We start from the raw sequence: 21248 nt of genomic DNA, 5'->3' as shown, positions 1-21248 counted from the left end.
TTCCTTAAGTGAGGCATACCTGATTTTCGGTCGGAAAACCATGCGCCCCAGGGATGTGACTTAGGTAAACCTTACCTTAGTATGTGGCCGGTCACGGCTGGATCTCGGCCCTGATTCGTTGAGTTGGGAGGCTTTGTCACCTGTGTCCGGCATCGAAGAAGCAACGGAGTACTGGAACCGGCGTCTCTCCCCGCTTCCGCAGGAAGCCGCGCTGCCGGCCGACCTCCCGTACCCGCTGTCGCCCACCGGGCACTGGGACACCCGCGTCCGCGCCCTCGACGTCGCCGCGCCCGAGCCGGTGCTGCTCGCCGCGTTCGTCGCGCTGCTCCACCGGTACGGAGGCGCGGGGGACGTCACGGTCGGGTACGAGGGGCTGCCGCTGCGCGTCGCCGTCACCGGGGACACCACCTTCGCCGACCTGACCCGGCGCGTCGAGACCGCCCGCACGGAGGCCCGCGCCCACCGCGTCCCTCTGCCGGCCCTGCTCGACGCCCTGCGCCCGGCCCCGATGCGAGGCGGCGGCCTCCTCTTCAACACCGCCTTCACCACAGACCCCGCCTCCTCCTACGGCGCGCTTCATACGCAGGACTCGGGCGTGGCCGGACGGGCCGTCGCTGACGGCGAGGGCGGTCACGCCGGGAGCCAGGGGCTGGATCTGGTGCTTGGAGTCGTCGGGGACGAGGTCCGGGTCGAATGCCGGGGGGATCTGTTCCTGGAGGAGACCGTTGAGCGGATTCTCGGGCACTACACGACGTTGCTCGCCGACGCGCTCGCGCGGCCGGAGGCTCCGGTCGGGGACCTGCACATGCTCGGCGCGGACGAACTGCGCCGCGTCCTGCACGAGTGGAACGACACCGCGCACGACGTCCCGCTCCTGACCTGGCCCGAGATGTTCGCCGCGCAGGTGCGGCAGCGGCCGGACGCCGTCGCGCTGGTCTTCGAGGACACCCGCCTCACCTACGCCGAACTGGACGAACGCGCCAACCGCCTCGCCCACGCCCTCATCGCGCGCGGCGCCGGCCCCGAGCGCGTCGTCGCCCTCGCCGTGCCCCGCTCGGCCGAGCTCATCGTCGCCGAGGTCGCCGTGCTCAAGTCCGGCGCCGCCTACCTGCCCGTGGACACCGACTACCCGGCCGACCGCGTCGCCTACATGCTCGCCGACGCCGCCCCCGCCTGCCTCGTCACCACGGACGAGGTCGCCGGCGACCTGCCCGAACCGCCCCCCGGCACGGGCACGCTCGTCCTCGACGCCGCCGGCACCGTCCGCGAACTGGCCGCCGGCCCCGCCCACGACCCGGGCGAGGACGACCGGGGGCCGCTGTCGGTCGCCAACGCCGCCTACGTCATCTACACCTCCGGCTCGACCGGCCGCCCCAAGGGCGTGGTGCTGTCCCACGCCGGCGTGGCCAAGCTCGTCGCCACCCAGAGCGAGCGGTTCGGCGTCGGCCCCGACAGCCGCGTCCTGCAGTTCGCCTCCCCGAGCTTCGACGTCGCCTTCTGGGACCTGTGCCTCGGCCTGCTGTCCGGCGGCCGGCTCGTCGTCGTCCCCGCCGAGCTGCGCGTGCCGGGAGCCGCGCTCGCCGACTACGCGCACGCCAACGGCATCACGTTCATGATCCTGCCCCCGGCCCTGCTGGCCGCGATGCCCGGCGACGTCGAACTGCCGCCCGCGACCCTGCTCGCCGGCACCGAGCGCGTCTCACCCGAGCTGGTCGCCCGCTACGCGCGCGGCCGCCACATGTTCAACGCCTACGGCCCCACCGAGGCCACCACCAACTCCACCCTCGGCCTGTGCGACCCCGGCACCCCCGCCGGGTCCATCGTCCCCATCGGCGTCCCCGACCCCGGCACCCGCGCCTACGTCCTCGACGCCCGCCTGCGCCCGGTCCCCGCCGGGGTCACCGGCGAGCTGTACCTCGGCGGCGCCGGGCTCGCGCGCGGCTACCTCGGACGGCCCGGCCTGACCGCCGAGCGGTTCGTCGCCGACCCCTTCGGCGAGCCCGGCGAGCGGCTGTACCGCACCGGCGACCTCGTCCGGTGGCGGGCCGACGGACGGCTGGACTTCCTCGGCCGCGCCGACACCCAGGTGAAGATCCGCGGCTTCCGCGTCGAGCCCGGCGAGATCGAGTCCGTGCTGCGCGCCCACCCCGCCGTCGACCAGGTCGCGGTGGTCGTCCGCGAGGACCGTCCCGGCGACCGGCGGCTGGCCGCCTACGTCGTCCCCGCCCTCGCCCCGGAGACCGGCTCCGACGGCCCCGGCCGGGTCGAGGAATGGAAGGACCTCCACGACCTGCTGTACTCGGCCGCAGGATCCGACGGCGCCTACGCGAGCGCCGGCGTCCAGGAGGGCTTCGACGCGGACGTCTCGCAGGCCGCCGGCTTCGCGGGTGGCGTCCAGGAGGGCTTCGGCGCGGACGCCTCCCAGGCCGCCGGCTTCGCGGGCGCGGGCGGGATCCGGGAGAACTTCGCGGGCTGGAACAGCATGTACGACGGGCTGCCGATCCCGGTCGAGGAGATGCGCGAGTGGCGGGAGGCCACCGTCGCCGCCATCCGTGAACTGCGGCCCCGCAGGGTGCTGGAGATCGGCGTCGGCAGCGGGCTCATCCTGTCCCGCGTCGCGCCCGGCTGCGAGGCGTACTGGGGCACCGACCTGTCGCACGAGGCCGTGGACGCCCTGCGCGCCCAGGTCGCCGCCATGCCCGAGCTCGTCGGGCGTGTCGAACTGCTCACCCGCCCCGCGCACGACCTCGCCGGGGTGCCCGAGGGCTTCTTCGACACCATCGTGATCAACTCCGTCGCCCAGTACTTCCCCGACGCCGAATACCTGACCGGCGTCCTGCGCCAGGCGAGCGAGCTGCTCGTACCGGGCGGCCGCGTCTTCGTCGGCGACGTGCGCAACCTGCGCCTCCTCCGCTGCCTGCGCGCAGCCGTCGAAACCCGCCGCCAGTCGCCCGGCGCCGTCCGTGCCGGGGACGGACGCGAAGGGGACGGGCGTAACAGCGCCGTCCGTGCCGAAGACGGGCGTGCCGAAGACGGGCGTGCCGGGGACGGGCGTGACGGGCAGGACAAGCACGCGCTGCGGACGGCGGTCGAGCGGTCGGTCGCCTGGGAGGGCGAGCTGCTCCTCGACCCCGACTACTTCGCCGCGCTGCCCGGCTTCGACGCCGACATCCGCGTCAAGCGCGGCGTCTTCCACAACGAGCTGACCCGTTATCGATACGACGTCGTCCTCCATCCCACCGACGCCCGCCTCGAGAACGCCACCTCAGGGGAGGTCGGCGACACAGAGCCGGACCGAGCCTCCCGGGACGCCGACGGCGGGTCACGGGCCGATGCCGAGGAAGTCCGGTGGGCCGATCTTGGCAGGCTGAACGCGCTTGACTCGCTGGATGCCCGAGATTCGCTGGATGCCCGAGATTCGCTGGATGTTGGGGACACGCTGGATGTCCGGGACGCGCTGGATGTCCGGGACGCGCTGGATGCCCTGGAGGCGCTGGAGGCGCGCCTCGCCGGGCACCCCGGTCCGCTGCGCGTCGTCGGCGTGCCCAACGCCCGTCTCACCGACGACCTGGCCGCGCTGTACGCCGTCGAGGAAGAGGGCGGCCCGGCCCTGCCACTCTCGGGCGCCGACCCCGAGGCACTGCACGCCCTCGCCGCCCGCCACCACCGCCACGTGGCGGTCACCTGGAACGCCCACGCCGCCGACGGCGCCCTCGACGCCCTCTTCACCCCCGCCACCCACCAAGACGCCCAAGCCCAGTTCCCCACCCACTCGCACGACACGCCCACCCACCCGGACGACGCGCCTGGCTGGACGTATGACGCACCCGACCATTCGCACAACGCGCCCGGCCAGGCGTACGACGTGCCCGCCGACCTGCACGACGTGCCTGCTCACTCGCACGACACGGCCGCCTACCCGCACGACGCCGGCCGGACGTACGACGTGCCCGGTCACGCGGAGGACGTGGCCGGTGGCGGCGCGCTCCAGGGCGTCTATCGGAGTGCGGGGGCGTTCCCGCAGGCCAATCGGCCGGTGCCGTTCCGGGATGTCGCGGTTCTCATGAAGACGTTGCGTGCGTATGCCGCCGAGTGGCTGCCCGAGTACATGGTGCCGTCCGCGTTCGTGCCGTTGCACCGGCTGCCGGTCACCCCGAGCGGGAAGCTGGACGGCGCCGCGCTGCCCCTGCCCGACCCGGCCGCGCTCAGCTCCGGCCGCGCGCCCCGCGACCCGCGCGAGAAACTGCTCTGCGCGCTGTACGCCGAGGTGCTGGGTGTCGAGTCGGTCACCGTCGACGACGACTTCTTCGCCTTCGGCGGCGACAGCATCGTGGCGATCCGGCTGCTCGTCCGCGCCCGCGAGTGCGGCCTGCGCCTGACCTCGCGCGACGTCTTCCGCCACCGCACCGTCGCCGCGCTCGCCCAGGTGGTCGGACGGACCGAGGACGCCGGGACCCCGCCCGGCGAGGAGGCCGGCGGCCCGCTGCTGACCCTCGCCCCGGACGAGATCGCGGAACTGCAGGGCGAGGACCCGATCCCCGTCGAGGAGGTCCTGCCGCTCGGCCCGTTGCAGCAGGGGTTCTTCTTCCACTCCGTGATCGACGGCCCGGCAGGGGACGCGTACGTCGTCCAGCAGGCGCTCGACCTGCGCGGACCCGTCGACGGCGCGGCCCTGCGCCGCGCCGCCCAGGGCCTCCTGGACCGGCACGCCCCCCTGCGCGCCTTCTTCCGCAGGCGCGCCGACGGCGGCCCCGTGCAGCTCATCGCCGAGCACCTCGACCTGCCCTGGCGCGAGGTGGACCTGCGGGCGGACGGCCCGGCGGCGGCGGAGGAGCGGGCGCGGTCGGTGGCGAGGGAGGAGCGCACCCGGCGCTTCGACCTGGCCCGGCCGCCGCTGGTGCGCTGCGCGCTGGTCAGGTTCGCCGACGACCGCAGCCGCCTGCTCCTCACCTTCCACCACATCATCGCGGACGGCTGGTCCCTCCCGATCCTGCACCGCGAACTGATGGCCCTGTACGCCCATCCCTGGGAACTGCCGGACGGCACGCGACACGACGTGGTGGAGTCGGGCCGGGTGGGCGAGGCGGCCCAGGCCAGCCACGTGCCCGTGGCCGAAGTGGCGCAGGCGCCCCAGGCCACCGGGGTACCCGAGGCGGCAAAGGCGACCGACGCGGAGACGGGCACGCGGGATCGTCGCGTGGATGTCGCGTCTCTCCCCGCGCCCGCCCCGTACCGTGAGCACCTGCGGCGTCTGGCGCGGGCCGATCGGGAGGGGGCGCGCGCCGCGTGGCGGGAGGCTCTGGCGGGCGTCGAGGAGCCCGCACGGCTGGCCGGTGTGCCGGCGGGTGGCGCGCCGCTTCGGCCCGCGCAGGTGCGGGTCGAGGTGTCTGAGCGGATCACCGCCGGGCTGGCCGCCGTGGCGCGGGAACGGGGCGTCACCCTGGGGACGATCGTGCAGGTCGCGTGGGGTCTGGTGCTCGGGCGGCTGACCGGGCGCCAGGACGTCGTCTTCGGCACCACCGTCTCCGGCCGCGACGCCGAGGTGGACGGGATCGAGTCCATGGTCGGCCTGTTCATCAACACCCTGCCGACCCGCCTGCGCTGGAGCCCCGCCGACACGCTCTCCGGCCTGCTGGAGCGGTTCCAGGACGAGCAGGCCCGCCTGCTGGACCACCAGCACCTCGGCCTGGCCGAGATCCAGCGCGTCGCCGGGTTCGCGGGCGGCGGTGAGCTGTTCGACACGCTGGTCGTGGTCGAGAACTACCCTTCCGCCACCGGCCTGACCGACCCCACCGGTACGGTCGCCGTCACCGGCCACGAGTTCCACGACGCCGTCCACTACCCGCTCGCCCTGATCGTCAAGCCCGGCCGGCGGCTGGACCTGCGCCTCAAGCACCACGCCGAGCGCCTGGCCGGGGACGCCGTCCGCGCCCTCGCCGACCGTCTGGGCCGCGTCCTGCGGGCCGTCGCCGAGACGCCCCGGGGCCTGGTCGCCCGCGTGGACCCGGCCGCTCCCGAGGACCTGGCCGCCGCCACCCCCGAGGGGGAGGTCGTGGAGGTCCCCGCGACCACGCTGGCCGCCGCCTTCGCGGCCCAGGTCGCCAGGACCCCGGACGCCACGGCGGTCGTCTACGAGGACGAGACCCTCTCCTACCGTGAGCTGGACGCCCACGCCACCGCCCTGGCGGGCCGCCTGCGCGGGCTCGGCGCGGGACCGGGGCGCGTGGTCGCCGTCGCCGTGCCGCGCTCGGCGGAGCTGATGGTCGCCCTGCTGGGCGTGCTGAAGTCGGGCGCGGCCTACCTCCCCGTCGACCTGGACTACCCGGCCGACCGCATCGCCTACATGCTCGCCGACTCGGGCGCGGACACCGTGGTCACGACGACCTCCGCCGCGCCGCGCCTGCCCCGCCTCGCCACCCTCACCCCGCTGCTCCTCGACGCCCCCGAGCCCGGGAACGAGCCTCCCGCCGACGCGCAGGAACACGCGCTGACCGCGGAAGCGGACGAGGCCGACGCGTCGGGGAACGCGGTGGAGGCGGGGCCGGACGACGCCGCCTACCTCATCTACACCTCGGGATCCACCGGACGCCCCAAGGGCGTCGTGGTGACGCATCGCGCGATCGTCAACCGGCTGGCCTGGATGCAGGGCGAGTACGGGCTGCGCGCCGACGACCGGGTGTTGCAGAAGACGCCGTCGAGCTTCGACGTCAGCGTCTGGGAGTTCTTCTGGGCGCTGTGCGAGGGCGCCGCCGTCGTGCTCGCCCGGCCCGACGGGCACCGCGACCCCGCCTACCTGGCCGAGCTGATTCGCGAGCGGCGGATCACCACGATGCACTTCGTGCCGTCGATGCTGGAGGCGTTCCTCGCGGCGGGCGAGATCACCGCCGACCCGTCCTGGGCGGTGTCGCTGCGCCGGGTGTTCAGCAGCGGCGAGGCGCTGCCAGGCCCTGCCGCCGCCCGCTGGCGGGAGCTGACCGGCGTCTCCCTGCACAACCTCTACGGCCCCACGGAGGCGGCCGTGGACGTGACCTACCACCCCTGCGACGGGCCCAGCGTCGCCGCCTCGTCGCCGATCGAGAAGGCCGGGTCCTCGGGGGCCAGGTCCGGGGAGTCCGCCGTCCCGATCGGGCGGCCGGTGTGGAACACCGGGCTGCGCGTGCTGGACGCCGCGCTGCGGCCGGTGCCGCGCGGCGTGCCCGGCGAGCTGTACCTGACCGGCGTCCAGCTCGCCCGCGGCTACCACGCCCGTCCCGGCCTGACCGCCGAGCGGTTCGTGGCCGACCCCTACGGCCCGCCCGGCACCCGCATGTACCGCACCGGCGACCTCGTGCGCGTCGGCGGCGACGGCGCGGTCGAGTACCTGGGCCGCACCGACCGGCAGGTCAAGCTGCGCGGCAACCGCATCGAGCCGGGCGAAATCGAGGCGGCGCTGACCGCCCGGCCGTCGGTGGCCCAGGCGGCGGTGGCCGTCCGCGGCACCACGCTCGTGGCCTACGTCGTCCCCGCCTCCCCACAGCCCGGCGCGACCGCCCCCGAAACCGCCCCCGAAACCGCCCCCGAAACCGCCCCCGCGACCGCCTCTGCGATCGCATCCGTGACGGAGGACGGGACCGGCGCCGTGGCCGTGGCCGGGACCGGCTCCGTGACCGATGTCGTGGCCGGGGACGGGAGCGGTGGCGGGACCGGCGGCGGCCAGGACGGCGGGGTCGCGGGCGGGATCGATGTGCGGGCCCTCGCGGCCGAGGTGGCCGGGGTGTTGCCCGCGGCCATGGTGCCCGGCGCGTACGTGGTGCTGGACGCGCTGCCGCTGACCCCGAGCGGCAAGCTGGACCGTGACGCGCTGCCCGCCCCCGAGGCGGTGCGCGCCGAGAGCCGCGCGCCGCGTGACGAGCGCGAGCGCGTCCTCACCGAGATCTTCGCCGCCGTGCTGCGCCTGGACGAGGCCGGGCCCGACGACGACTTCTTCATGCTCGGCGGCGACAGCATCTCCTCCATCGGCGTCGCGGGCCGCGCCCGCCGGGCCGGCCTGGAGCTGGATCCGCGCGACGTCTTCGAGCACCGCACCCCGGCCGCGCTCGCGGTCGCCGCGGCGGCGAAGGCCGGGGCGACCGCCCCGCAGCCACGGGCCGGGACGAGGTTCGGCCTCGACGAGGAGGCCGGGACGGGGTTCGGCCTGGACGAGGAGGAGGTCGCCCGGGTGCGGCGGACGGCGGGGGACGTCGAGGACGTCTGGCCGCTGGCGCCGCTGCAGGAGGGCCTGTTCTTCCACTCCACCTACGACCAGGGCGTCCTGGACGTCTACACCGTCCACGAGACGTTCGACTTCGCCGCGCCGCTGGACCCGGACCGGCTGCGCGCCGCCGCCCGCGCGCTGCTGGCCCGCACCCCCGGCCTGCGCGCCGGGTTCACCGCCGACGGCCTGCGCAGCCCGCTGCAGTTCATCGTCCGCGACCCCGAGATCCCGCTGGAGGAGGCGGACCTGTCCGGCCTTCCCGAGGCCGAACGGGACGCGCGGATGCGCGCGCTCGTCGAGGAGGAGCGGACCCGCGGCTTCGACCTGGCCGCGCCGCCGCTGTTCCGCATGCTGCTGATCCACCGCGGCGCGGGGCTGGGCGACCGCCTGGTCATCGGACGCCACCTGCTGCTGTGGGACGGCTGGTCGGCCTGGGTGTTCCTGGAGGAGCTGTTCGCCCTGTACGAGTCCGGGGGCGACGCGGCCGGCCTTGCCCGCCCCGGGTCCTACCGCGACTACCTCACCTGGCTGGAGTCCCAGGACGCCGGCGAGGCCGCCCGCGCCTGGCGCGGCGCGCTGGCCGGCCTGGAGGAGCCGACGCTGATCGCCGGGACCGCCGGCCAGGACCTGGACCCGGTCATCCCCGAGAGCCTCGACGCCGACCTGCCCGCCGCCCTCGGCGAACGGCTGCGCGAGGTCACCCGGGGCAACGGCCTCACGCTCAACACCGTCCTGACCGCCGCCTGGGGCCTCACGCTGGCCGCCGTCACCGGGCGCGGCGACGTGGTCTTCGGCACGACCGTCGCCGGGCGGCCGAGCGAGGTGCCGGACGTCGAGAACGTCATCGGCATGTTCCTCAACACCGTCCCCGCCCGCGTCGCCTTCGCCCCCGAGGAGCCGGTGCTGGACCTGCTGCGCCGCGTCCAGCGCGAGCGCCTCGCCCTGATGCCGTACGAGTACTTCAGCCTGGGCGTGCTGCAGGCCGAGACCGGGCACCGGCGGCTGTTCGACACCCTGTTCGTGCTGCGCAACGCCGACACCGAGGACCGGCTGGCCGAGCTGGCGGCACGGCACGGCGCGACCGCCGTCGCCAACGTGGACGCCACCCACTACCCGGTGACCGTCATCGTCACCCCGGGCCGCCGCGTCCGCGTCACCCTGGCCCACCGGCCGGACGTCGTCGGCGCCGACCGGGCGCGCGCCCTGCTCGACCGCTTCACCGCCACCCTGGCACGGCTGGTCCGCGACCTCGGCGCGCCCACCGGCCGCCTCGACCCGCTCCTGCCCGGCGAGCGCGCCGCCCTCGAAGGCGAGGACGCCGCCAGCCGCGTCCCCGTCCCCGAGCAGACCATCGCCGACCTGCTCGCCGCCCAGGCCGCCCGCACTCCTGAGGCCACCGCCCTGGTGTTCGGCGACCTGTCGGTCACCTACGCCGAGCTGGACGCCCGGGTCAACCGCCTGGCCAGGCTGCTGCTCGCGCGCGGCGCCGCCCCGGAGAAGGTCGTCGCGCTCGGCCTGCCCCGCTCGATCGACATGGTGGCCGCGCTGTTCGCCGTGCTGCGGACCGGCGCCGCCTACCTGCCCCTGGAACTGGACCACCCGGCCGACCGGCTCGTCGCCACGCTCGACGACGCCGACCCGGCGCTCATGCTGTGCACCTCGGCCGTCTCGGCCCGCCTGGCGGGCGGCGTCCCGGACGGGCGGCGGATCGTCCTCGACGACCCCGCCGTCGCCGAAGCGCTCGCCGGGCTGGACGCCGGTCCGGTCACCGAGGCCGACCGTCCCGCCTTCAGCCTGGACCACCCGGCGTACGTCATCTACACCTCCGGGTCCACCGGCCGCCCCAAGGGCGTCGTCACGCCATACCGCGGCCTGACGAACATGCAGCTCAACCACCAGAAGGAGATCTTCGCCCCGGCCGTCGCCTCCGCCGGGGGACGCGGGCTGCGCGTCGCCCACACGGTGTCGTTCGCGTTCGACATGTCCTGGGAGGAGCTGCTCTGGCTCGTCGAGGGACACGAGGTGCACGTCTGCGACGAGGAGCTGCGGCGCGACGCGCGGGCCCTGGTCGCCTACTGCCAGGCGCACAGGATCGACGTCGTCAACGTCACCCCCACCTACGCCCACCTGCTGATCGAGGAGGGCCTGCTGGAGGGGCACCGGCCGCCGCTGGTGCTGCTCGGCGGCGAGGCCGTGTCCGAGACGGTGTGGAACCGGCTGCGCGACACCGACGGCACCTACGGCTACAACCTGTACGGGCCGACCGAGTACACCATCAACACCCTCGGCGGCGGCACCGGCGACAGCGCCACGCCCACCGTCGGCCGTCCCATCCGCGCCACCCGCGCCCGGATCCTGGACCCCTGGCTGCGGCCCGTCCCCGCCGGCGTCCCCGGCGAGCTGTACATCGCGGGCGTCGGCCTGGCCCGCGGCTACCTGGACCGGCCCGGCCTGACCGCCGAGCGGTTCGTCGCCGACCCGTTCGGCGCGCCGGGCGAGCGCATGTACCGCACCGGCGACCTGGTGCGGCGCCGCACGGACGGCAACCTGGACTTCCTCGGCCGCACCGACGACCAGGTGAAGATCCGCGGGCACCGCGTCGAGCCCGGCGAGGTCGAGACCGCGCTGGCCCGCCACCCGGAGGTCGCGCACGCGGCCGTCGTCGCCCGCGACGACCCGGCCGCCCCCGGCACCCGCCGCCTCGTCGGCTACCTCGTGCCCGCCGAGCAGGACGGAGAGGAGCGCGAGTCCGCCGAGCGCGAGCAGATCGGCGAGTGGCGCGACATCTACTCCGACGAGTACGAGCGCATCGGCACCGCGCTGTTCGCCGAGGACTTCGCCGGGTGGGACAGCAGCTACGACGGGCGGCCGATCCCGCTGGAGCACATGCGCGAGTGGCGCGAGCGCACGGTCGAGCGGATCCGCGAGCTGCGCCCGCGCCGGATCCTGGAGATCGGCGTCGGCTCGGGCCTGCTGCTGTCGCGGCTGGCCCCGGACGCCGAGGCGTACTGGGCCACCGACTTCGCCGCCCCCGTGATCCGCAAGCTCGGCGCGGACCTGCGGCGCGACCCCGCGCTGGCCGCCAAGGTGGAGCTGCGCTGCCAGGCCGCCCACGTCACCGACGGCCTGCCGCGGGACTTCTTCGACACCGTCGTGATCAACTCGGTGGTCCAGTACTTCCCGAGCGCCGGCCACCTGGCCGAGGTGATCCACGGCGCGATGCGGCTGCTGGCCCCGGGCGGCGCCCTGTTCGTCGGCGACGTGCGCGACCTGCGCACCGCCCGCGCCTTCCACACCGCCATCCAGCTCACCCGCGCCGGAGAGGGAGCCGACCACGAGGCCGTGCGCCGCGCCGTGGACCGCGGCCTCGCGCTGGAGAAGGAACTGCTGGTCCACCCCGACTTCTTCACCACCCTCGGCTACGGCGCCGACCTGCGCACCAAGCGCGGCCACCACCACGACGAGCTCACCCGCCACCGCTACGACGTCGTCCTGTACCAGGGGAACCCGGACGTCGCGCTCGGCGCCGGGCCCGAGATCGCCTGGCCCGCCGGACGCGCGGACGCGCTCGGCCGCCTCCTGCGCGACCACGGCGCCGGCCCGCTGCGGGTGACCGGCGTCCCCGACGCCCGCGCCGCCTCCGAACCCGGCTCGGCGATCGCCGGGGGAGTGGAGCCCGAAGCCCTGCACGCCCTGGCCGCCGAGCACGGCCACCGGCTGCTCACCACCCCGTCCGCCGAGCCCGGCCACTACGACGCCGTCCTCGTGCGCGGCGCGGCCCGCCTGACCGGCGGCCTGTACCGCCCCGGCGGCGGCACGCCCCCGTACGCCAACGCCCCGGGCGTGGCGCGCGGCGCGAGCGGGCTGGTGCGGCGCGTGCGCGACGACCTGCGCGCCGCCCTGCCCGACTACATGGTGCCCACCGCGCTGGTCGTCGTGGACGGGCTGCCCATGAACGACAACGGCAAGCTGGACGTGCGCGCGCTGCCCGACCCCGAGCCGGTGACCGCCACGGGCGGGCGCGAGCCGCGCACCCGCGAGGAGCAGGTGCTCTGCCGCCTGTACGCCGAGCTGCTCGGCCTGCCGAAGGTGAGCGCCGAGGACGACTTCTTCGACCTCGGCGGCCACTCGCTGCTCGCCACCCGCCTGGTCAGCCGCGCCCGCACCGAGCTCGGCGCCGAGCTGGCCATCCGCGACCTGTTCGAGGCCCCCACCCCCGAGGCGCTCGCCGCCCGCGCCGAGACCGGACGGCCCGCCCGCCCGGCCGTCGCGCGCGCGGCCGAACGGCCCGAGCGCGTCCCCGCCTCCCCGGCGCAGCGCCGCCTGTGGCTGGCGGAACGCCTCAGCGGCGGCGACGCCTACCACTTCCCGCTGGTCTTCCGGCTGCGCGGCGCCCTCGACACGGCCGCGCTGCGGGAGGCGCTCGGCGACGTCGTCGCCCGGCACGAGGCCCTGCGCACCCGGTTCCCCGAGCACGAGGGCGAGCCGTACCAGCACGTCGTCCCCGCCGCCGAGGCGCGGCCCGAGTTCGCCGTCGCCGACTGCGTCGCCGGGGACGTCGAGGCCCGGGTCGCCGCCGCCGTGGCACGCCCGTTCGACCTCGCCGCCGGGCTGCCCGTGCGCGCCGAGGTGCTGCGGCTCGGGCCCGACGACCACGTGGTGGCCGTCGTCCTGCACCACATCACCACCGACGAATGGTCCGACCGGCCCTTCCTCGCCGACCTCGCCACCGCCTACCGGGCGCGCCGCGACGGGCGCGCCCCGGACTGGGCGCCGCTGCCCGTCCAGTACGCCGACTACACCCTGTGGCAGCGCCGCCTGCTCGGCGACCCCGCCGACCCCGGCGGCGAGGCCGCCCGGCAGCTCGCCCACTGGACGGCCGCGCTGGCCGGCCTGCCCGAGGAGACGCCGCTGCCCCTCGACCGGCCCCGGCCCGCCGACCCCACCGGCCGGGGCGGCACCGTGCGCGCCGAACTGCCCGCCGAGACCGTCAGGGCACTACGCGCCCTGTCCGCCGAGACCGGCACCAGCATGTTCATGCTGTTCCACGCCGCGCTCGCCGTCCTGCTGCACCGCATGGGCGCGGGCACCGACATCGTCGTCGGCTCGCCCATCGCCGGGCGCACCGACAGCGCGCTGGACGACATGGTGGGCTTCTTCGTCAACACCCTCGTCCTGCGCGCCGACCTGTCCGGCGACCCCGCCTTCACCGAGCTGCTCGCCCGGGTGCGCGAGGCGGACCTGGCCGCCTTCGAGCACCAGGACCTCCCGTTCGAGCGGCTCGTCGAGGCGCTCAACCCGCCGCGCGTGCCCGGCCGCAACCCGCTGTTCCAGGTGATGATGGGCTACCACCACCGCCCCGGCGGCGATCCCGACGTGCTCGGCATGCCCACCGAGTGGCTGCCCGCCCGCATCACCACCGCCAAGTTCGACCTGGACTTCACCTTCGCCGACCACACCGGCGAGGACCGCGTCGTCGTCCTGCTGGAGTACGCCGCCGACCTCGCCGACGAGGAGACCGCCCACGCCCTGGTCGCGCGCACCGTCGCGCTGCTCGGCCACCTGGCCACCCACCCCCGGCAGCCGATCGGGCAGGCGCCGGTGCTCACCGCCGAAGAGCACGCGGCGAGCCTCGGCGCGTGGAACGGCGCCGCCAGGCCCGTCGAACGGCGCACCGTGCCCGAGATCTTCGCCGCGGCGGCCCGCGCCCACGGCGAGCGGGTCGCGCTGGTCGCGGGCGGGCGCAGGCTGACGTTCGCCGATCTGGCGGCCAAGGTGAACGGCATCGCCGGCCTGCTGCGCTGGCGCGGCGTCGGCCGGGGCGACCTGGTCGGGCTCGCGCTGCCCCGTTCCGAGATGGTCCCCGCGATCCTGGGCGTCCTGACGGCCGGCGCCGCCTACCTGCCCCTCGACTCCGGCCTCCCGGCCGAGCGGCTGGCATACGTGCTCTCCGACGCCGCCCCCACGCTGGTCCTGACCACCGACGCCGCCCCGCCGCTCCCGGGCGGCTTGCCGTCCCTGGTCCTCGGCGATCCGGACGGTTCCTCCGTACCGGACGATCGCGTCGATGATCCGGCCCCCGGCCTGTCCGTGCCGCCGTCCGCCGATGACGCGACCGGGACGCCCGCGCCGGAACGGGGCGACGCGCCGCCGAGGCGGGACCGCACCGTCCCGGCGCGCGTCGGGACGCCGCCGCAGGCCGCCGCGTACGTCATCTACACCTCCGGGTCCACCGGCACGCCGAAGGGCGTCGTCGGGACGCACGGCGGGCTGAGCAACCTGTTCGGCGGCCAGTACGAGGACGTCATCGAACCCGCGCGCCGTGCCGCCGGGCGCGAGACCCTGCGCGCCATGCACGCGGCCTCGTTCGGCTTCGACGGCTCATGGGAGCCGATGCTGTGGCTGCTCGCCGGGCACGAGCTGCACGTCCTGGACGAGGCCACGATGACCGACCCCGCCGCCCTGCTCGCCTACCTGGAGACCGAGCGCCTCGACTACGTCGACCTCACCCCCACCTACGTCCAGGAACTGCTGCACCACGGGTTCCTCGCGCCCGGAGCGCACCAGCCGGGCGTCATCACCGTCGGCGGCGAGGCCACCCCCGCCGAGCTGTGGGAACGGCTGACCGCGCCGCCCGGCACGGCGGTCCACGACATGTACGGGCCGACCGAGTGCGCCGTGGACGCCTACGGCTGGCACGCGGGCGGCCAGGGCGTCTGGGCGGCGCCGGTGGCCAACATCCGCGCCCACGTGCTCGACGCCGCGCTGCGGCCCGTGCCCCCCGGCGTGCCCGGCGAGCTGTACCTGGCCGGGGCCGGACTCGCCCAGGGGTACCTGAACCGTCCCGCGCTCACCGCGGAACGGTTCGTCGCCGACCCCTACGGCCCGCCCGGCACCCGCATGTACCGCACCGGCGACCTCGCCCGGCGCCGCGCCGACGGCACCCTGGTCTTCCTCGGCCGCGCCGACGACCAGGTCAAGCTGCGCGGCTTCCGCGTCGAACTCGGCGAGATCGAGGCCGCCCTGCGCGCCCACCCCTCCGTCGCCCAGGCGGCCGTCACCGTCCGCGAGGACACCCCCGGCGTCCGCCGCCTCGTCGCCTACGTGGTCCCCGCCGCGATCCCCGCCCTGGCCCCGGCCGCGCCGGACTCCGCCGGGCTGCGGGCGCACCTCGCGCGTACGCTGCCGGAGCACATGGTGCCGGCCGTCTACGTGACCGTGGCCTCGCTGCCGAGGTCGGCCGGAGGGAAGCTGGACCGGCGCGCTCTGCCCGCACCGCCGGACTCGGCCGGCGAGGCGCCGGGGCGGCGGCCGAGGGACGCTCGTGAGGAGATCCTCGCCGAGCTGTTCGCCGCCGTCCTCGGCACCGGGCGCGTCGGCGTCCACGACGACTTCTTCGCGCTCGGCGGCCACTCGCTGCTGGCCATGCGGCTGGTCAGCCGGATCCGCACCGCGCTCGGCGCCGAGGTCACCCTGCGCGAGGTGTTCGAGGCGCCCACCGTCGCCCGCCTGGCCCGCAGGCTGGAACAGGCACGCGACGGCGGCGGCACGGACCTGGCCGCCGTGGCACGGCACGAGCCGATGCCGCTGTCGTTCGCCCAGCGGCGCCTGTGGGTGCTGTACCGGCTGGAAGGCCCGACCGACACCTACAACATCCCCATGGCCTGGCGCCTGACCGGCCCGCTCGACCCGTCCGCGCTGGAGGCCGCGCTGCGCGACCTGGCCGAGCGGCACGAGAGCCTGCGCACGGTCTTCCCCGAACGCGACGGCCACCCCTGCCAGCTCGTCCTTCCCCCCGGCCGGCTCGCCGGCGCGCTGGACGTCCGGGAGCCGGAGCCGGTCACCGAGGAGGAGCTGCCCGGCAGGCTGGCCGAGGCCGCCGGGCACCGCTTCGCGCTGGACCACGAGCCGCCGCTGCGCGCCCGGGTGTTCCGGGTGGGACCACAGGAGCACGTGCTCGCGCTCGTCGTCCACCACATCGCCGGCGACGAATGGTCCGACGCGCCGCTGTGGCGCGACCTCGCCACCGCCTACCGGGCCCGGCTGTCCGGGGACGCCCCGGACTGGGCGCCGCTGCCCCTCCAGTACGCCGACTACACCCTCTGGCAGCGCGAACGGCTCGGCGACCCCGCCGACCCCGGAAGCCGTCACTCCCGCGAGATCGCCTACTGGACGCGGGCCCTCGCCGGGCTGCCCGAGGAACTGCCGCTGCCCGCCGACCGCCCCCGGCCGTCCGAGAGCGGCCACCGCGGTGGCGCGGCCGGGTTCACGCTGCCGTCCGGCCTGGAGCCGGGCCTGCGCCGCCTGGCACGCGAGCACGGCGTCAGCATGTTCATGGTCGTCCAGGCCGCCGTGGCCACGCTGCTGCACCGGCTCGGCGCGGGCGACGACATCCCGATCGGCGCGCCCATCTCCGGCCGCGCCGACGAGCGCCTGGAGGACCTGGTCGGGTTCTTCATCAACACCCTCGTGCTGCGCACGGACGTGTCCGGCGACCCCACCTTCGCCGAACTGCTCGCCCGGGTCCGCGCGGCCGACCTCGCCGCCTACGAGCACCAGGAGGTGCCGTTCGAGCGGCTGGTGGAGGCGCTCAACCCCGCCCGCTCGCTGGCCAGGCACCCGCTGTTCCAGGTGATGGTCGCCTACCTCACCGGCGGCGGCGCCACCCCCGCGCTGGCCGGGCTGACCGCGAGCCCCGAGCCGCTCGGCCAGGAGTCCGCCAAGTTCGACCTGAGCTTCGACTTCGTCGACCACGGCGAGGGCCGGGGCATCTCGGGCTGGATCGAGTACAGCGCCGACCTGTTCGACGCCGACACCGCCGGCCTCCTCGCCACCCGCCTGGTCCGCGTCCTCACCCAGATCGCCGAGGCCCCCGAACGTCCGGTCGGCCAGATCGACCTCCTGGCCGCCGAAGAACGCCACACCATCCTCACCACCTGGAGCACCACCCCCCTCCCCACGCCTTCGCGCACTCCCGCGACGACCGGCGTCACCGCGGCTCCAGAGGGGTCCGCCACGGCCGCGCACGGGCACGCCTCGGCGGCGGACGGTGTCACCGCGGTTGCGGAGACGGCCGCTTTGGTCGCGGGTGGTCCGGCCACGGTTCCCGCGCTGTTCGAGGCGCAGGTCGTGGCCACGCCGGATGCCGTCGCCGTCGTCTGCGGCGCGGTCCGGTGGACGTTCGCCGAGCTGAACGAGCGCGCCAACCGGCTCGCCCGCCTGCTCGCCGCGCGCGGCGCCGGCCCCGAACGCGTCGTCGCCCTGGCGCTGCCGCGCTCGGCGGACTTCGTCACGGCGATCCTGGCCGTGATGAAGTCCGGCGCCGCCTACCTGCCCGTCGATCCCGGACTCCCGGCCGACCGGGTGCGGGACATGCTCGGCGACGCCCGCCCCGTACTCGTCCTGACCACGGGCGACGACGCCGGACCGTCGCCGGAGGCGGAATCGCCGCAGAAGGCCGGGCCTGGTAGGTCGTCACCGACCGACGCGGGCGTGCCCGTTCTGCGTCTGGACGACCCAGGGACGGTCGCGGCGCTGGCCGGGCTGCCCGGCGAGGACCTGGACGCCGGGCCGCACCCGCTCAACCCCGCCTACGTCATCTACACCTCCGGCTCCACCGGCCGCCCGAAGGGCGTCGTGGTGAGCCACCGCGGGGTCGTCAACCTGTTCCACAGCCACCGCGCGACGCTGTACGACCCGGCCAAGCGGGCCACCGGCAGGACCGCCCTGCGCGTCGGGCACGCCTGGTCGTTCTCCTTCGACGCCTCCTGGCAGCCGCAGCTGTGGTTGCTCGACGGGCACGCCCTGCACATCCTGAACGATGAGGAGCGCCGCGACGCCGAGCTGGCCGCCGCGTTCGCCCGGCGGGAGAGGCTGGACTTCATCGAGGTCACGCCGTCCTTCTTCGCGCAGATGGCCGAGGCGGGGCTGATCGAGGACGGCGTCTGCCCGCTGGCCGTGGTCGGCGTGGGCGGCGAGGCGGTGCCCGACTCGCTGTGGCGGCGGCTGGCCGCGCTGCCGGCCACCGAGGCGTTCAACCTGTACGGCCCCACCGAGGCCACCGTGGACGCCCTGGCCGCCCGGATCCGTGACAGCGAGCGGCCCCTGGTCGGCCGCCCGGTCTCCGGGGCCCGCGCCTACGTGCTGGACGACCGGCTGCGGCCGGTGCCGCCCGGCGTGACCGGGGAGCTGTACCTGGCGGGCGAGGGTCTGGCTCGCGGGTACCTGGGCCGTCCCGGCCAGTCGGCGGAACGGTTCGTCGCCGACCCGTACGGCGTGCCCGGCACGCGCATGTACCGCACCGGCGACCTGGCCCGCTGGACCCGCGACGGGCGGCTGGAGTACGGCGGGCGCGCCGACGACCAGGTCAAGATTCGCGGGTTCCGCGTCGAGCCCGCCGAGATCGAAGCCGTCCTCGACCGCCACCCGTCCGTCGCCCAGGCCGTCGTCACCCCCCGCACGGACACCCCAGGCGTCACCCGCCTGGTCGCCTACGTGGTCCTCACCGGCGACGACTCTCCGGTCGACGGCGCTTCTCCGGATGCTCCTTCCCTGGACGGTCCGTCTTCGGATGGATCGCGTCCTGCGGAGGTCCCGGACGAGGCCGCTGGGAGCGGTGCGTTCGCCAGGAAGACGAGTGGGCCTGATTCGGCGGAGTTGCGGGCCTTCGTGGCGGCGGCGTTGCCGGATTACATGGTGCCCGCGGCCGTGGTCGTTCTGGACGCGCTGCCGCTGCTGCCCAACGGCAAGCTCGACCGCAAGGCGCTCCCCGCGCCGGACTTCACCCTCGCCGCGAGCGGCAGGGAACCGTCCGGCGAGGTCGAGCGCGCCCTGGCCGCCGTGTTCACCGAAGTACTGGGCCTGCCGCGCATCGGCGCCGACGACGACTTCTTCGCCTGCGGCGGCGACAGCATCGTCGCGATACGCCTGGCCGCGCGGGCCCGGGAGGCGGGGGTGCGGTTCAGCCCCCGCCAGCTCTTCCTGCACCGCACGGTCGCGGCCCTGGCCACCGTCGCCGTCGTGACCGGCCCCGGCGGGGCCCCCGCGACCCACGACGACGGCACCGGCACCGTCCCGCTGACGCCGATCATGCACGCCGTGCGCGAGCTGGGCGGTCCGATCGGGGGCTTCCACCAGGCGGCTCTCCTGCGCACCCCGCGCGACCTGGACGAGGACCGGCTGCGCCGCGTCCTGCAGGCCCTGCTCGACCACCACGACATGCTCCGCGCCCGCCTGGACCGGCCCGCGGAGGGGTCTGCGGCGAACGAGGCTCAGCGGTGGGTGCTGCGGGTGCCGGCCGCGGGAGCCGTGGACGCGGCGGGGCTGGTGACCAGGGTCGATGTTCGTGGCGTCGAAGGCGATGACCTGCGGGCGGTCATCGCCGGGCACGCGCTCGCCGCGCGGTCCGGTCTCGACCCGGACGCGGGCGTCATGGTGCGGGCCGTCTGGTTCGACGCGGGGCCGGAGGGGCAGGGACGTCTGCTGCTCACGATCCACCACCTGGCGGTCGACGGCGTCTCGTGGCGCGTCCTGCTGCCCGACCTCGCCTCGGCCTGGCGGGACGTCACCGAGGACAGGACTCCGGACCTGCCGCCGGTGGAGACGTCGTTCCGCCGCTGGGCGGAGCTGCTCGGCGAGCGCGCCGCCGATCCGGTCCTGCGCGGCGAGCTGCCGCTGTGGCGGCGGACGCTGGAGGGCGGTTCCCCGCTCCCGGCGCCCCGCCCGCTGGACCCGTCCCGCGACGTGGTCGCGACCGCCCGCTACCTGTCCCGCACGCTGCCCGAGGACGTCACCGAGCCGCTGCTCGGCCGCGTCCCGGCCGCATATGGCGCGACCGTCAACGACGTGCTGCTCACCGCGCTCGCCGTCGCCGTCGCCGGGTGGCGGCGACGGCACGCGGGCGACGCCGGGCACGGCGTCCTCGTGGACCTAGAGGGCCACGGTCGCGAGGAGGCGCTGGCGGGCGAGGCGGACCTGTCGCGGACGGTCGGCTGGTTCACGAGCGTCGTCCCCGTCCTGCTGGACCCGGGCCCCGGCCTGGACGACGCGCTCGCGGGCGGCCCCGCGCTGGACGCGGCGGTGGCCAGGGTCAGGGAGCGGCTGGCCGCGCTGCCCACGGCGGGCATCGGGTACGGCCTGCTGCGCCACCTGGACCCGCAGGCCGGTCCCGAGTTGGCCCGGCTGGGCTCGCCGGGGATCGAGTTCAACTACCTGGGACGCTTCGGCGGCCTCGACGAGGACGACTGGGCGTACGCGCCGGAGGGCGACGTCACCGACCTGGACGCCGACCCGGGCATGCCGCTGTCGCACCCGCTGACGGTCAACGCCCTCACCGAGGACCGCCCCGGCGGGCCGGTGCTCGTCGCCCAGTGGTCCTTCGCCGGGGAGCTGCTGACCGAGGCCCAGATCGAGGACCTGGCCGGCACCTGGTTCCAGGTGCTGCGGGCCCTGGTCGCCCGCGCCACCGGCGACGGGCGTTGACCCGGCACGTCACCACCATCCGCACGTCAACCGCACATCGATTCAGAGGAGAGAAAGTGACCAACCCCTTCGAGAACCCCGACGGTGTCTACTCCGTGCTCGTCAACGACGAGGGGCAGTACAGCCTGTGGCCGGAGTTCGCCGAGGTCCCCGCGGGCTGGACGGTCGCCCACGGCCCCGGCACCCGCCAGGAGTGCCTGGAGCACATCGAGTCCGTCTGGACCGACATGCGCCCGCAGAGCCTCATCGACCACATGACGACCTGACCGGGTGACAGGCGGAGCGCTCGGCGGCGTGGCGTGATCGGCCGTCCCCGGCGGTTTCCGGGGGCGGCGGCCTTTTGCCCGGTGTTGGACGCGTGGCCGTAACGCTTGCCGAGGTTTTCCGCTCGGTGGGCGGTCAAGCCGGGCTCTGCCCGTGCCAGGTCGTGCTGGTTCACGCGTAGCGCATCGACCTGGGAAAACCTGCGGGCAGGCGGCCGTCGCGCCGTCGGTGGCCGGCGTGCGAGGGCGCGCCGTTCGGGGGCGGGGCCGCG

The 21248-nt window shown here is 75.6% G+C and carries 2 protein-coding genes; both read left to right on the top strand.

Translation table 11 applies throughout. The features are described 5' to 3' along the window. Positions 1–142 precede the first annotated feature (142 nt). The gene (locus BJ982_RS40640) at positions 143–20713 is read left to right on the top strand and encodes a non-ribosomal peptide synthetase (protein WP_203959082.1); all 20571 of its coding nucleotides are present in this window, start codon (positions 143–145) and stop codon (positions 20711–20713) included. A gap of 56 nt (positions 20714–20769) precedes the next feature. Then, positions 20770–20979, top strand: coding sequence for an MbtH family protein (locus BJ982_RS28630; protein ID WP_184885143.1), 210 nt, complete (start codon positions 20770–20772; stop codon positions 20977–20979). Positions 20980–21248: the final 269 nt, after the last annotated feature.

The sequence above is a fragment of the Sphaerisporangium siamense genome (assembly GCF_014205275.1).
Classification (GTDB): Bacteria; Actinomycetota; Actinomycetes; order Streptosporangiales; family Streptosporangiaceae; genus Sphaerisporangium; species Sphaerisporangium siamense.
The sequence above is the reverse complement of the archived record's forward strand: the minus strand, read 5'-3'. Positions and strand labels throughout refer to the sequence as shown.